This is a genomic window from Dyadobacter sp., assembly GCF_017744695.1.
In the GTDB taxonomy this organism is placed as follows: domain Bacteria; phylum Bacteroidota; class Bacteroidia; order Cytophagales; family Spirosomataceae; genus Dyadobacter.
Genome location: NZ_JAGIAS010000001.1, coordinates 961,557 through 976,802 on the forward strand (window position 1 = coordinate 961,557; position 15,246 = coordinate 976,802).

The 15,246-nt window shown below is 52.6% G+C and carries 9 protein-coding genes; 7 read left to right on the top strand and 2 right to left on the bottom strand.

All coding sequences use genetic code 11. The annotated features are described in order from the left end of the window. Positions 1-7: 7 nt before the first annotated feature. Positions 8-2,359, top strand: a complete 2,352-nt coding sequence (locus tag J7619_RS03680; protein ID WP_291194195.1) for an ABC transporter permease — start codon at positions 8-10, stop codon at positions 2,357-2,359. Positions 2,360-2,426: 67 nt separating this feature from the next. On the opposite strand, the gene J7619_RS03685 is transcribed toward J7619_RS03680, so the two are convergent. Further along, on the bottom strand, positions 2,427-5,867 hold the full coding sequence (locus J7619_RS03685; protein WP_291194198.1) for a ThuA domain-containing protein: 3,441 nt from the start codon (positions 5,865-5,867) through the stop codon (positions 2,427-2,429). A gap of 268 nt (positions 5,868-6,135) precedes the next feature. On the opposite strand from J7619_RS03685, the gene J7619_RS03690 reads away from it, so the two are divergent. The 4 genes from J7619_RS03690 to J7619_RS03705 all read left to right on the top strand — a co-directional run bounded on the left by J7619_RS03690 (position 6,136) and on the right by J7619_RS03705 (position 9,068). Next, on the top strand, positions 6,136-6,879 hold the full coding sequence (locus tag J7619_RS03690; RefSeq protein ID WP_291196466.1) for an NrtR DNA-binding winged helix domain-containing protein: 744 nt from the start codon (positions 6,136-6,138) through the stop codon (positions 6,877-6,879). A gap of 105 nt (positions 6,880-6,984) precedes the next feature. Next, entirely contained in the window at positions 6,985-7,623 is a 639-nt protein-coding gene (locus tag J7619_RS03695; RefSeq protein ID WP_291194201.1) for a LuxR family transcriptional regulator, read from the top strand. Between the two features lie 53 nt (positions 7,624-7,676). Next, positions 7,677-8,321, top strand: coding sequence for a response regulator transcription factor (locus J7619_RS03700; protein WP_291194204.1), 645 nt, complete (start codon positions 7,677-7,679; stop codon positions 8,319-8,321). Between the two features lie 27 nt (positions 8,322-8,348). Next, positions 8,349-9,068, top strand: coding sequence for a response regulator transcription factor (locus tag J7619_RS03705; RefSeq protein ID WP_291194207.1), 720 nt, complete (start codon positions 8,349-8,351; stop codon positions 9,066-9,068). Here the strand turns inward: J7619_RS03705 and J7619_RS03710 are convergent. Further along, positions 8,995-12,045, bottom strand: a complete 3,051-nt coding sequence (locus J7619_RS03710; RefSeq protein WP_291194210.1) for a sensor histidine kinase — start codon at positions 12,043-12,045, stop codon at positions 8,995-8,997. The two genes, J7619_RS03705 and J7619_RS03710, sit on opposite strands and share 74 nt — an antisense overlap. A gap of 320 nt (positions 12,046-12,365) precedes the next feature. Here J7619_RS03710 and J7619_RS03715 point away from each other — a divergent pair, with 320 nt between their 5' ends. Both J7619_RS03715 and J7619_RS03720 read left to right on the top strand, forming a co-directional pair. Then, a complete protein-coding gene (locus J7619_RS03715; RefSeq protein WP_291194213.1) occupies positions 12,366-13,892 on the top strand; it encodes a tail fiber domain-containing protein in 1,527 nt (508 codons plus the stop codon). A 14-nt stretch (positions 13,893-13,906) separates the two neighbouring features. Then, positions 13,907-15,211, top strand: coding sequence for a T9SS type A sorting domain-containing protein (locus J7619_RS03720; RefSeq protein WP_291194216.1), 1,305 nt, complete (start codon positions 13,907-13,909; stop codon positions 15,209-15,211). The last annotated feature ends 35 nt before the right edge of the window (positions 15,212-15,246 follow it).

A 15,246-nucleotide genomic window follows, 5' to 3' on the forward strand; every position in this document is an offset into this window, starting at 1 on the left:
GCCTGCCATGCTTCAAAACTATTTCAACATCGCCATTCGCAGCCTGCTCAAAAACAAGCTGTTTTCCTTCATCAACATCTTCGGCCTTGCCGTGGGTATGGCTTGCAGCCTGCTGATCTGGCTGTGGGTCAAAGATGAACTGTCTTTCAACCGCTTTTATCCAGGGCTCTCGGATATCTATTACGTCCGCTCGGCGTACAACGAACGCGGCCAGACCGGCGTGGGCGACGTTACCCCCGGGCCATGGCAGGAAGCGCTGGAAAAGAACGTCAGCGAAGTCAAGGCCATCACCAAAATTACTTTTGAGCGCGAACTCCTGGTACAGGTCGGGGAAAAATCCACGAAGGAAACCGGTATCTACGCGACCAGCGGCTTTTTCAGAGTATTTCAGACACCATTCATCGAAGGTTCCGCCAGCAAGGCGATTGAACAGCCTACCTCCATTGCCATCTCCCGCAAAATGGCCGAGAAATATTTCGGAAAAAGCAGCGCGGTTGGTAAAACGCTGAAACTGAACAATGCTTCGAACATGATCGTCAGCGCTGTGTTTGAAGACATTCCGTATAACTCCACCGTCCGCTTCAACTGGATTGTCAACTTCAAGGCCCAGGAAGCCGACTGGATGAAATGGTGGGGCAATTCCAGCTTCAAAACCTATGCATTGCTGGCTCCCGGGGCGGATGCGGCGAAGGTCGAAAAGGTGATGCGGCAGGTCATCAAAAAAGCGGCACCGCCTCAACTGACGTCCTTTCCGCTGCTGCAAAAAATGGCCGATACTTACCTGTACACCGAATATGCCAATCTGAAACCATCCGGCGGCCGGATCGAATATGTAAAAATCTTTTCGGTCGTGGCGATCTTCATTCTGCTGATCGCCTGCGTGAACTTTATGAACCTCGCCACCGCCCGCTCGCTCAACCGCGCACGTGAGGTAGGCGTGCGCAAGGTGGTGGGGGCCGAAAAGAAGTTCCTTGTGATGCAATTCCTGGGCGAATCGCTGATCGTGAGTATGCTGGCTTCGATATTGGCGACATTGCTGGCGGTGCTCGTACTGCCGGTATTCAACGAAATCGTCCTGAAAAACATCGAACTGCATTGGAACGATCCTTTGTTGTGGGCCTCCATTATCGGACTGACTGTCATCACCGGAATCGTAGCGGGCAGCTACCCTGCGCTCTACCTTTCGGCCATGCAGCCCGTCCGCATACTGAAAGGCAAAATGACCTTTTCAAACAGCAGCCTCCATTTGCGGAAAGGCCTGGTGGTTTTCCAGTTCGGCCTCTCCATTTTCCTGATCGTCGGTACACTGGTGATAGGCAATCAGATGGACTACATTCAGAACAAACGGCTGGGCCTCGACAAGGAGAATGTCGTATACCTCCCGCTGGAAGGTGAGCTGGGCAACCGGCTGGAACCATTCCGCCAGGAAATCCTCGCATCTCCGGCGGTCTCGGCAGCTACCACAGTTGGGGAGATACCCACGAATATCTACGGCAATTCGGGCGACCTGGATTGGACCGGCCGCGACCCGGGCACCGACAACACGGTGTATGCAACATTTGTCGGCTACGATTTTACCAAAACCATGAATATAGGTATGGCCGCAGGCCGTGATTTCTCCAAAGAGTTCGCCGCCGACACCACCAATTACATCATCAACGAAGCGGCAGCCCGTATGATGAAAATGCAGGACCCCGTGGGAAAACAGGTAAAATTCTGGATGGGCAAGGGTACTATCGTAGGGGTTATGAAAGATTTTCACATCTCTTCTTTCCATAGCGCGATCAAACCGCTGATCCTGGTCCATTACAAAGGGCTTAATACCGAACATATGATGATCCGGATCAAGGCGGGCCAGACACCCCGGGCACTGGCGCATATCGAACAAGTAACGCACGCATTCAACCCCAACTATCCCTTTACCTATCATTTCCTCGACGAATCTTTCGAGAAAATGTATCGTTCCGAACTGATCGTGAGTACGCTCATCCGCTATTTCGGGATCATGGCTATTGTAATCTCCTGCCTGGGGCTGCTGGGATTGGCCGCTTTCACTGCGGAGCAACGCACCAAGGAAATCGGTATCAGAAAAGTACTCGGCGCGAACGTCGCCAGTGTAGTGACGCTTTTATCGAGGGATTTTATCAAACTGGTGTTACTTGCCATCGTGCTGGCCACACCACCGGCGTGGTATGTGATGAACCGTTGGTTGAACGACTTTGCTTATCACACCGACCTTTCCTGGCACATATTCCTGCTGGCTGGTCTTATTGCTACCGGCATTGCATTGCTGACGGTCAGCTTTCAGAGTGTCAAAGCGGCATTGACGGATCCTGTCAAATCGCTTAAAACGGAATAACTGCATCCAAAATAAAGGCGGTCCGGAAATCCGGACCGCCGCACAAAATCAATACAAGATTACGTCGCTACTGCGCCGCCGACGCCAGCACTGCGTGTGCACTCATTACAACCATCAGACTGCCGGAAGATTTAGAAGGGTTTACAAAAATCATATACACATCGTGCGGCTTGCCGTCCGCCGCCGGAAGCTTCACCGGAATATCCAGGGTCGACGGCTTGAAATCCAGCTTGTCGGAAGGTTCGAGGAACGCCGACTCCCCTATTATCTTGCCCGTAGGGCTGTCGAGCCGTAGTTCTACCTTCCCACCCGATGCATTCAATTGCGGTTTCGGTGCCATGGCCATCACGCGGAAAGCCGAAACGCCGTTCAGATCGACCTGCTTCAAACCCATATAAGCTCCTGTTTTCGCAGGAATAGCAAGGTTATTACCACCGTAAGACATTTTATTGACATTATCATACACATCGAAACCATGCACATCCATGTTCGAGTTACGCAGGACGAACGTCTGCTCGGAACGTAGCGCAGGCAGGCCTTTCGCGCCCTTATCCTCGTATGCGGCGCGCACCACGAACACACCCTTACCCTTGTCGCCGTTAGGCAATGCGGCAGTGTAGCTGCCTTTCACCGGCAAGGCGGCATTCGCTGCGGCATCTCCTGAAAGGCCCAGGATGTATTTAACCATTTCCGAAGCATCTGTCGCGGAAAGCTGCGGGTGTGCGGCCATAGCCGTTTCACCCCAAACGCCGCCACCACCGTTGATTACCTTTTTGGTAAGGGTTTCCACGGCAGAGCCATTGCCTTTGTATTTGCGGGCTACTTCGGTATAGGCTGGGCCTATCGATTTCTTGCTGATAGCATGACAAGCCTTGCAATCGCTCGCTTCGATCAGTTTTTTGCCGGTTGCAAACTGCGCAGCTGCGTCGGCCGAGCGGTGTCCCCGGGCAATCGCCACTTTGTCGAAACCTTCGGGGAGGTAATCGATGGTAACGGCCACGCGGTCGGCGTCAATACCGCTTCCGAGTGCCCCGTCTTCCTTATCTTTCACTTTCACGTCGTACTGGAACGGTTTGCCCGGCACGAAAAACGACTTGTTAGCCCCTGGCATATCCAGGCTCAGTACAGGTGCCTCATTCCCGACGGTCACATCGAGCGACTGCGTCGAAATGCCTCCTTTACCATCGTTCACGGTCAACGCCGCTTTGTAAAGGCCCGTTTTGGCGAGCGTCAGCTGTGCATCCTGGGTATTGATGATTTTGGTAAAACCATTTTTGGAAGTGATTTTCCATGAATAGGCCAATGCATCCCCGTCGGCATCTTCGGTACCGGCCGCTGTAAGCTTCAATGCCAACGGTGCCGAACCGCCCTGTTTGTTGGCAGCCATTTCGATCTTCGGTTTGCGGTTACCGCCATTGTATTCAATGCGGATCAGACGCGCATCGTCGTTGGCGGAGAACCAGCCCGAGCCGTATTCGAGCATGTACAGATCCCCGTTTTGTGCAAATTCCATATCCATCGGGTTCGAGAACTTGTAGCTTGGCATGAAGCGCTCCATCGATGCATAGTTACCTTCCTTATCCATCGACACGGCCATTATCCAGCCGCGCATCCATTCATAGGCCAGCAGTTTTCCGTTGTAATAGGCAGGAAAAGCTCCGGATGCATTCTTGAAATCGTCCGAATAGAATACCGGGCCGGCCATTGCATTACGTCCGCCCGCGCCCACGAGCGGGAACTCGGGCGAAGCGTCATAAGGATACCAGATAAATGCCTTCTGCGCCGGCGGCAGCACTTTCAAACCGGTATTGCTCGGAGAATTGTTGGTCGGGGCGGCTACATCCCACTTCTCCCCCGACTGATTAGCCGTAAAATCATACTTGTTGTAAGCCTTGTTATCGCCCACAAAATGCGGCCAGCCGAAATTGCCCGGCTTTCGCGCCTGCCCTACCTCGTCGTGCCCTGCGGGACCGCGGTTGGCGTCAGGCTTCGCAGCATCAGGGCCTACCTCTCCCCAGTAAACGTATCCGGTGTGCTGATCCACCGAAATACGGAACGGGTTACGGTGACCCATAGTGTAAATTTCAGGGCGCGTTTGGGCGGTACCTTTCGGAAATAGGTTGCCGTCCGGAATGGTATATGTTCCGTCCGGTTGCGGCTTGATACGGATGATCTTCCCACGCAAGTCGTTGGTATTGGCCGACGATTTCTGCGCATCCCATGCCTCGCGACCTGCCCGTTCGTCGCTCGGGCTGTAACCGTTGGAGCCATGCGGGTTGGTGTTGTCGCCGGTCGAAAGGTAGAGGTTCCCGTCCTTGTCCCAGGCAATGGAACCGGCGGTGTGGCAGCATTCTTCGCGCTGGGTGGGCACGTCGAGCATTATTTTACGCGAAGCCAGGTCCAGCTCGTCACCTTTCAGCTTAAAACGTGCGAGTACGTTCTTCGATTCGTTCGGATCGGAATAGTAAAGGTAAATCCAATGGTTTTGAGCAAAATTCGGGTCCTTGTTCAAGCCCAGCAATCCGTCCTCTCCCATCGATTCCTTCCCTTCCTTGCTCACATATTTCGTGCTTACCGGCAGCTTGGCAATGGTTTTCAGTTCTTTGGATTTGATATTGTAGAGCAACACTTCGCCTTTGCGCTGAATAAACAGGATACGCCCGTCACCCAGCACGCTCAATTCCATCGGCTCGTCCAACTTTTCGGCCAGTATCACTTTGGAAAAACGATTTTCCTCAGGCCGCGCTTTGGAGAAATCGACCGGTTTAGGCGTGTCGCCACCGGTGGTGTAGCGAATCCCCGCCCACAGGTGGTTCAGGAAGAGCGGCTCTTCGAAAGTTTCGTCGGTATGCCCCATAGCCGTGTAAAACGACCGGCCGCCGTCGAACTCCTGGTACCAGCTCATCGGGTGAAAATCCGGGTTTTTACCACCGGTATAGCTTTTCTCGTCGATTTTCAGGACGACGTTGATTTTCGGGGAGATATTTTTGAAACTGTAAAATTCATCGCTCCGCTCAAATTCATCGGGCATTCCCTGCGTCGCCCAATGGTTTTTCTGGGTCACGATAAACTTCCCTTTCTGCACATTGTTGGGCATCGGGTGGTCGAGAAACCAAGCGCCGGCCAGTGCGCCGTACCAGGGCCATTCATACTCCGTGTCGCTGGCCGCGTGGATACCCACATAGCCGCCTCCCGCCTGAATATACCGTTCGAACGCGCTTTGCTGCTCCGCATCGAGAATATCCCCGGTGGTGTTCAGAAAGATCACCGCATTGTATTTTTTCAGATTACTTTCCTTGAACTGTGCGGCATCCTCCGTAAAACTTGCACCAAAGCCTTTTTCGGTCGCCATTTTTGCCAGCGCTTTTTTCCCGGCCTCGATCGACTGATGCCTGAACGCCGCCGTCTTGCTGAAAACCAGCACCTGCATTTTGGGGGCCTGTGCCATTACGTGACCGACGAGGAGCCATGCACAGCAAAACAGCGCTCCCTGTAATTTTTTCTTCATCTGGTTAGGTCGTTTGAATTAGTGACCATCAAATGTACAGTAAAAAGCACTATTGTCTATCTTTAAGACAATAAATTTTATACCATTATTTATATCAACAATGCAATAAATAGCCTTCCCGACGCCTGCAACCGTATTGAATCAGACGGTTTACGAAAGTTTCCGCCGGCAGTTTTGGGCAGTAGGGCCGTATAGGCGATATTGCCGGGCTAAAATCGGGACGACTGTCTCATAGCGACTATTCCACAGCCATTATCACATGAAGGACATACATTCACCCAGCGAACAGGACTACATCCAGCAGCTTTCAATCGACTGCGTCATTTTCGGGTATCAGGATTCGCAACTCAACGTTTTAGTCCCCAAACTGAACTTCCGGGGCGATTTCTGGGCGCTGCCGAGCGGTTTTATTTACCAAAACGAGGGAATTGACCAAGCCGCGCGCCGGATCCTGGAAGGCCGCACGGGCATTAAAGACATTTACCTGGAACAGTTCAGGGTGTTCGGCGACGCACCACGATCGAATATCCGCTTCCTGGAACGACTGATCGAACTGAATGAAGACAAACTGGGCGACAAGCCGTTCAATCACAAGGAGTTCGACTGGATAACCCGTCGGTTTGTCTCGATCGGATATTATGCGCTGGTGGATATCAGAAAGGTAGTGCCCCGGAAAACCGATCTGGACGAATCCATCGACTGGTACCCGGTCCGGGATTTGCCGCCGATGATCATGGACCACCACGAAATGGTCAAATGCGCGTTGGAAACTTTGCAGCTGAACCTCGACCAGAAGCTGATCGCTTTCAATCTGCTGCCCGAGACTTTCACGATGCGCGAGGTTCAGGAACTTTACGAGTCGATTTTCGACCGAGCCTTTGCCCGCAACAATTTTCAGAAAAAGATTCTGGACCTGAATGTGCTCGAACGGCTGGAAAAGAAGTTCACCGGCGCTGCCAACAAGGCACCGTTCCTGTATCGGTTCCGGAATGCGGGCGCGCAGGTAGGCTAAATTCGGCTGTGGCTCCAAAGCTACAAACGGGTCGGCGGAAAGCCACTGCAAAACATATGCGGTTGGTGAATCTTTGCACTGTGAAAAACAGACCGCCCCGTGACAATGAAACCTGATAGCACCCTGAAAGTATTAGTATTCGATTTACACCCGATTTCACGTAAAGGAATCCGGCTTCTGCTGGATACCATGGAGCTGCGCATGAAAGTGACCGAAGCCACCCGCGAACGCCAGCTCTACAAACTGATCACTTCGCAACGCTTCGACCTCGTGGTGCTGAGCGTTAATGACGTCGACAGCCTCAACAATGAGGTTATCTCCCCTATTCTTTCTAAAACCGCAGTTCTTTACACCGAAGAAGGCGCCGAAAACGCGATGGACCTGATGGCCCTGGGCGGCGGCGCGTGCATGTCGAAGAAATGTACCGACACGGCATTGAGGGAAGGGATTTCAGCCGTACTCCAGCAACGGCGCTACGTGTGCGCAACCACCCAGGCGCATGTGAACACGGAGTACTGGCGGTTCAGGGCGATCCGGAATGGTACCGGAGCGTACCGCCCGCGCGTACGCCAGCTCACCAGTCGTGAGTCGGAAGTAGCGTCATTGCTAAAAACCGGCCTCAAAACCGGCGAGATCGCCGACCGGCTTCAGATTCAGCACAGCACTGTAAGCACTCTGAAGGCCCGCGCATTCCGCAAGCTTTCGGTCACCAATCTGGTGCAAGCCATTCAGACTCTGGACTAACGTATACCAAGTACCGGGTTACCGGTACGCTTTTCGCAGACACGCAGATCACCATGCTCCACGTAATTTTATACGACTCCCACCCGATCATCCTGAGGGGGCTCAAAGAGTTTTTTAAAAATCTCGGAAACGAGTTTACATTTTTCGAAACCAACACGGTTAGCGGCGTTTCGAAATATCTGGCAAGCCACAAAATCGACCTGATAGTGGCGGGGGTGAATGAAAAGACAGGAATTGATACGAAGATCATACAGAAGCATAGCACCATCCCGTGGGTGATCATGTACAACGACAATCTTTACAAAAAAGCATTGTCGCTGGTACTGTCGGGGGCGAGTGCATGCATTTCCAAAGGTTGCCCCGACCGGGAAACAGAAAAATGCCTTCGCGAGGTACTGGCCTCACGGAAATATATCTGCGAAAATACCCTGCAAAAGTTCGGTTATGAATTCCTGTTCGACCCCGTCAATCAGGCGCAGATACGCAACTTCCTCAAATACAACCTGCAACGAAAACCCAACAAACTCTCTCCCCGCGAGCAGCAGGTAGCAAGCCTGTTGGTCAGCGGCATGAAAACTTCGGAAATAGCGACGGCACTGAAAGTCCGGCACAGCACGGTGAGTACCATCAAGCGGACGGTCATGTTGAAAAAAAATGTCATCAACATCGTCGAATTAGCCTCGGTTTTATCAAATTAATGTACCGCAGCCATTTTGTAATTCCGGTTGAAATGCGTTAATTTCAGTCAGTACGATCAAACCGTAACCCTGAAAGGACCCGTTGCCAATATGCCGCTCTCCATTCTTATAGCCGACGACCACCAGCTTGTCCGGAAAGGACTTCAGATGGTCGTCAAGGAAGTTCTGGGATTCAATGTGATCGTGGAATTTGCCGAAACAGGCCGGGAAGTAACCGAGAAAATCGCCGGTCAGGAATTCGATATGCTCATTACCGACCTGAATATGCCCGAGACCAACGAGCTCGCGCTGGTCCCCGATATTTTACGCATCCGCCCAAAGCTTAAAATCCTGGTCGTAACCATGAAGCCCGACAAAGTTTTTGCCGCCCGTTTCTTCCGCGAAGGGGCGCTCGGGTACGTAAACAAAACCGAGCCGGACCAGGTCCTCGCGGAGGCGATCCAGGTGGTAAGCCAGGGCCGCAGGTACATTTCAAGATCCCAGAGTGAGATTTTTTCGAATGCATTGATCGGCAATGTGGCCAATACACCTTTCGACAAGCTTTCGAAACGGGAATTTGAGGTAGCGCTCCTCCTGCTGAAAGGTTACGGCGCCCTGGAAGTCGCCAATGCGTTATCCATCAGCGCCTCCACGGCCAGCAGTTTCCGGTGCCGCGTTTTCGACAAGCTGGAAATCAAGAACTTGCTGGAACTGAACCACCTTGCCCAGGTGTATCAAATTGGTTCAGATTTTGAAGGCGAATCATGAAAGTACTCCCTTTCCCGGGTTCGCTGGCGATCGAAATGCTGCCATGAATGTAGTCGAGCATGGTGTGGATCAGCAGGCTGCCCGTGCCGCGATTGCCTGTTTGCCGGTCACGGCTCATAAACAGGGCGATCTGTTCACTGTTTAATCCCTGGCCTGTATCGCTGATCGCGATCAGCAGCTGCCCGTTCTCCTCCCGGCATGACAGGGTAATTTCCCCGTCGGTCGTGTTTTTATTCGCATTATCGATCAGGTTACGGATAATGACCGAAAGGATCTGGTAATCCGAAACACAATCCAGATCGGTGCGCACGATGGTGAGCCGGTTATGATTGACTTTAAACAACTCCTTGTAAAGTGATGCGATCTCTTCGAACAACGCATTCAGCGGGAACTGGTTCTTGCTGATCTTGAACCCCTGTTGCTGCGTACTGATCCACATAAAAAACTGCTCGGTAAAGCCCAGCAGGTTTTGGGTACCCATATGCAGGTCGCCCAGGTACGCGTCAAGGTCGGAAGGCGTGAGATGCTTATGATTTTTCAAAAGATTACCGCTGATGAGCGAAATGAACCGGAGCGGCGACCGCATATCATGTAACACCATCGTAATCACATGATCTTTGAAACGGTTGCTTTCCAATAATGCCAATTCAGACTTAGCCAGGTCGTCGACCGCGCTTTTCAGCTCACGCGTGCGGGCGGAAATCACATTTTCCAGCTCCTGGGCTTCCTTTTGCAGCTTAGTGAGCCGTCGTTTAAAAAGCAGGTAACCAATCCCGACCGATACGCAAATACAGAGCAGGTAAAACCACCACGTATTATAGAACCAGGGCTGTACTTCCACCGGCAAAACAAACTGCGCCCTGCTGTCGGGAAAATGCGCACCGTTCCGCCTGACCAGCAGCTTGTAATCCCCCGGCGGAAGGCTTGCGATCATGACCTCGCCATTCTTTTCTACTTTGTGCCAGTCGAGATCCAGCCCGGCAACCTGGTATTCAAGGTCGAGGTTCTCCTGATTGCCGAAATACGGAGATGACACATGAATGGAAAGCCGTTTGAAGTCAGGAGAAAGGGTAATGCCCTTCGTGTTGAACGGGATCGACCGGCCTTTTACAGTCAGGCTATCGGCAAAAATACCTCCATTGGGATAATAGAGTTTGATTTGATGGGGATAAAACCAAACCAGCCCTTTCATGGAAGGGAGTGACAAAAGGCTGTCTTTCAACCAAAGGTAAGACGGGTCGCAACCACCGTTGAACTCGTTGGTGGGAAGGCCATCGGTACGGTCGAAGCGGAAAAAATTGACCTTGTCCACCCGCCTTTCCGCGTAGGCCTGCAATTCATTTTTCCTGACTTTAAAAAGTCCGTTATTGCTGGGCAGCCAGAAATAGCCGCGACCGTCTTCAATGAACGAATGAACTGTCGTAAGCGATTGCCTCGGGCCGGCGGGCATCCGGTAAAGCTTTTTATTCAGCATGAGATAGAATCCCTTTCCGTAGGTCGAAATCCACAGCTTGTTGGCCGCTTCCGCGTGTACCGTCCGGATAGGCATCGCTTCCAGCACCGACTTATCGATACGGTTACGTTCATAATCGTACCATTTCAGCCCTTTTTCCGTGCAAACCAGGAAATAGGACGGCCGTATTTGTTGGGCAAACAAAATATTGGTCTTTTCCGGAAACGCCTTAAACCCGACTGCCTGATCATTCACGAGTTTGCCGAACCCTCTGGCCGAAGCAAAAAAATATTGCCCTTCGGCGGCTTTGCTCATATGAATAATCGAATGTTCCGATGCGACAACCATACTCCGGTCGCTCGCGATGTCCAGCTTGCGGAGTTTGTAATTCTGTTCGTAATACAATTGCCCGTTACCCGGAGCAAAAAACCAGGAAGCAATGCCCGGGTCAATAGACAATTGCCTGGGTTCCCGATCGATTGAAATCAACATATTTTTTACAATCAGCTTGTCATCACCCGCCCGGGCCTGCGCGTAAAGGCTCTGATCGAGGACAGCTGTTGAAAATGGAGGACTGTCAAATTGCTTTCTCTGAATGACAAACAACCCGTCCGTGGTGGACCCGAGATAATATGCCCCTTGTTCAGCTGCAAAATGGACGCAATGCAAAAAAGGGACCCGAATACCTTCCAGCTCGACTTGCGAGTCGAGACGACCATTCCGAAGCACTACCTTGTAAAGAATCTCGCCCGCGTAAGCGTAAAATCCGTCCGGAGAGGGAAACGTGTTAAAATCGCCGGCCAGGAAGCGGGGGTTCGAAGCCAGCGGCCCGTTAATGGATGTGTATCCTGATAACGGACGACCGTTTTTCCACGCCTCAACCTGGTTTCCTGTTAAAATACACGCCAGGAATTGCCCGGCAACCAGGGCATACTGCGGTTGCCGGCCGGTGTAATCCCTTATTTTCGACGGTGCTTTCAGAGCAGGCGATAAATAGAGCAGGCTTTCTTCATTCTGGAGGTAGACTTCATTGTTGGAAATACTGGTTGAAAAAAGGAATAGTTTCGTCCCGAGATTATCGTAAAAGTGTGCCAGCTTACGGCACATTTCCTTATCGTCGACCGCTATTCCCTGCTGCCCTACGTGCACCGAAAATTCCGGAAGGAGAACAGGTGCAGGTGCCACATGTTTGCCTGAAACCGCTACTTTGACAACCTGTCCTCCGTACAAGCGTGCAAACAGCGTGCCGCGCGCATCACTGGCGAGCCCTTCCACCCGGGCGGATTTCGCCCCAGGCAACTCGGTGGTACCGTATGTAACGAAACGTTGCCCGTCGTAACGTACCATTCCCATTTCCGTTGCGATCCAACAATACCCCCATTCGTCGAAAACAATGTTTTTGACGCTGTTTTGAGGAAGGCCGTTATCGGTATTGTACTGTGAAACAATATACCGACCCTGCTGCGCGAAGACGGGAAAACTATTCAGTATGAGAGAAATCAACGCGATCAGGAGGATTCTCATAGTTTAATTCAATTGTGGGTCGAGGGCTATTGGGGCCGTCAAATTACTAAAATATATGTTTTACTGACAATTACTACTTATGATAATAGAAGTACTACATCAAGCCGGATATTCATTTGTCATACAATATCGCCAGCCGTTCCATATAGAAAAAACTACCTCCTTCATTTTGTAGAATTTTTTCTATTTCAGCCATCTTCATCAGGTACAACAAATCCGTCCGCGAGTCCTGACCTTTCGGTCTAGAAATATTTCGATTGCCTGCGCTTCACCGGTGAAGGCCTCCTTGATCAACTTTTCTATCTAAATCATCTCACCTTATGAAAATCAAACTATTACAAATCCAGAAAGTATGCATCGCAGCGGCGGTGTTCGGACTGAGTCTTTTGGCTTCGCCGTTGTTTGCCCAGGTAAAGATCGGCGACAACCCGACTACTATCAATGCCAATTCCATGCTTGAAGTAGAGAGTACAAGCAAAGGATTGCTATTGCCCCGTCTCCCACTTACACAAACTACCAACCCAGCCCCTCTGAATGCACACGTGGCCGGTATGACCGTCTTCAATACAGCTACGGCCAACGATGTAGTTCCCGGTTTTTACTACAACGACGGCACCAAATGGGTGGCTACCGCCAGTGAAACGGACTATACCTACACTTTTGGCGGAGGCCAGCCAACCGGAAGCTGTACCGACGGCGAGCTGTATACGGATACGCTGGAAACCAGCCCTACCTTCGGCCAGCAATACATTTGTAAAGGCGGCAGCTGGGTTAGCTACGTTGCTCCAAACCGTACGGCCTGGTACCTTCGAGGCACTACCAACGACGCAGGAGGTAACAAAGTCGCCTGGATATACCGCAACGGCTTTGTCGAATCCCGCAACCTCGACGGCCTTAAACACACCCGCATTACCCCCGACGGCGGGCTCAAACTTTATCGCAATCCCAGTGCCAACGCAGGCGTGACCAACGGCTATATCGATTTTACAAATACCCTTTCCGACACTTACCCGATGCGTATTGCCATGCGGAGCGACAATGCGCTCAACGACCTGGCATTTACAGTGCAGGACCACAGCACGGTACGTATGGCCGTTACCCAGGCCGGCCTCGTGGGGATTGGCACGGGCGTTACCGCCCCCAACTCACGCTTGCAGGTGGCGGGCATTACCCGGGTGACACCCGCCGGAGCACTTACGGGCTCCATGATCCTCGGAACTTCCAATGAAGACGGCGTAGAGCTCAATCCTGCGGGAACACTGGCTGTACAGCGCTCCTCGGTAGGTGCCAACCTTTACCTCACAAAGGTGATCGGCGGCGGCGATGCATTGAACTGGCAGATATTCAACCGTTCGGGGAATACCATCGGCTCCATCAGCAGCCCGGCCAACAACGTGAATTCCGTGCAGTACAACACCACATCGGACATGCGCCTCAAAGAAAACATCGGCAAAACCCGATACGGCCTGGCCGACCTGATGAAGATCCGCGTGGCCGATTACAACTACAAAATCGACGAGCAGAAAAACCGCCTTACCGGCTTCCTCGCACAGGATCTTTACAAAGTATTCCCCAACGCGGTGACCGTGGGCGGCAAAGACCCCAAAACAGAGCCATGGCTTGTGGATTATGGAAAAGTAACTCCGCTGATCGTGAGGGCGGTTCAGGAGCAGCAGGCGCTCATCGAGCAGTTGCAGGCGCAAGTAGCCGAGCTCAAAGCAAAAAATGCCTCGCTTACCGCAGAACTTTCGGAAAAGGCCCTTTCACAGGAGGAAGTAGCGTCCCTGCGCAGCCTGCTGAAAAGCGCATCGAATGACAACGCCTCCCGTGCAGCCATTGGTAAGTAACCCGAGCCCGTATCATGAATAGAGCAACTTACTCAGGATCCTGGATGCATCGTGGCGCATTCCTCGCCCTACTCGCCCTGTCGGGGACGGTGCAGGCCCAGCAGGGCAGTTCGGGCAACACCTACATTTTCGGCGGGGCCCAGATGACCTTCTTCGGAACACACGACTTTGTGAACGGCGGCAGCGGCGCATTACCCGGCATTATCGGTACAGTGCGCACCGACCCCAACGGCGTCCTTAATTTTGCAGCAACTGCCTCTCATACCGGCGCGTCGGACGCCGCACATGTGGATGGCTACGTGCGCAAATACGGAACTTCACAGTTCGTATTCCCCGTAGGCGACAATGGCTTCTACGGCCCGTTTGCGGCAGCCGGCGATGCCACCGACGGCGCCTACTACCATTCCGATCCAACCTCGGCCATAACCGACAATCTCGGAGGCGGTAACTATCCCGTGCTTCCGGCCGGCGGCCCTTTCCCCTCGGCCACCTTTGAGGCTACATTGCAGGCCGTCAGCACGATCGAGTATTGGGATATCAACGGTACGAACAGTACCCCCATTACACTTACCTGGGATGCCGGCAGCAACATTTCCACCCTCACAACCGCACAGCTCGACAAGTTGACGATCGCGGGGTGGAATGGCTTCCAATGGGTACCGATAGCCTCCAAAGTGGATGCAACTTCGATCCTCGGCGGGGCCAGCAGCCTCACAGCAGGATCCATCACGACCATCAGCGGACTGGCTCCCAACACCTACACGGCCTATACATTCGCCTCGCGCGTCACACCCTTGCCCGTCACATTGGCCGCATTCGATGCGAAGCCGGAGGGGCAGACCGCATTACTGACCTGGGCTACTACCGAAGAAACCAACAGCGACCGCTTTGAAATCGAGCGCAGCGTCGATGGCAGGGCCTGGACAGTGATAGGGGCCGTAAAAGCCATGGGGGAAAGTGTGGTACGCAAAGATTACAACTTTACCGACATGCGCCCGTCTGGCGGGAAGAACTTCTACCGCCTCAACATGATCGACGTGGACGGAACGCACGCGTACAGCCGTATCCGGCTCGTCGAATGGCAGGGGACAACGCAATGGGTATTTCCAAACCCGGCCAGCGGGCCCGTGTACGTGAGCAACCCCGCGGGCATTACCCGCGTGATGCTCACCGACCTATCGGGACGCCTGCACCAGGAAGTGGCTATGACTGCCGATGGCGAGCTGAATATGAAAAATATCCCCGGCGGTACCTACTTGCTGAAAGTAACCCGCAAGGACGGCACCGAAGCTACCAGTCGGTTCTTCCTGCGGAAATAGAAACTAAACAGGTCTGTTAATTAGTATGTCAGCCT

Bases quoted from the DNA above. Each gene is read 5' to 3' on its own strand.
- J7619_RS03680 (WP_291194195.1), top strand. From the start codon at position 8: ATGCTTCAAAACTATTTCAACATCGCCATTCGCAGCCTGCTCAAAAAC.
- J7619_RS03685 (WP_291194198.1), bottom strand. From the start codon at position 5,867: ATGAAGAAAAAATTACAGGGAGCGCTGTTTTGCTGTGCATGGCTCCTC.
- J7619_RS03695 (WP_291194201.1), top strand. From the start codon at position 6,985: ATGAAACCTGATAGCACCCTGAAAGTATTAGTATTCGATTTACACCCG.
- J7619_RS03700 (WP_291194204.1), top strand. From the start codon at position 7,677: ATGCTCCACGTAATTTTATACGACTCCCACCCGATCATCCTGAGGGGG.
- J7619_RS03710 (WP_291194210.1), bottom strand. From the start codon at position 12,045: ATGAGAATCCTCCTGATCGCGTTGATTTCTCTCATACTGAATAGTTTT.
- J7619_RS03715 (WP_291194213.1), top strand. From the start codon at position 12,366: ATGAAAATCAAACTATTACAAATCCAGAAAGTATGCATCGCAGCGGCG.
- J7619_RS03720 (WP_291194216.1), top strand. From the start codon at position 13,907: ATGAATAGAGCAACTTACTCAGGATCCTGGATGCATCGTGGCGCATTC.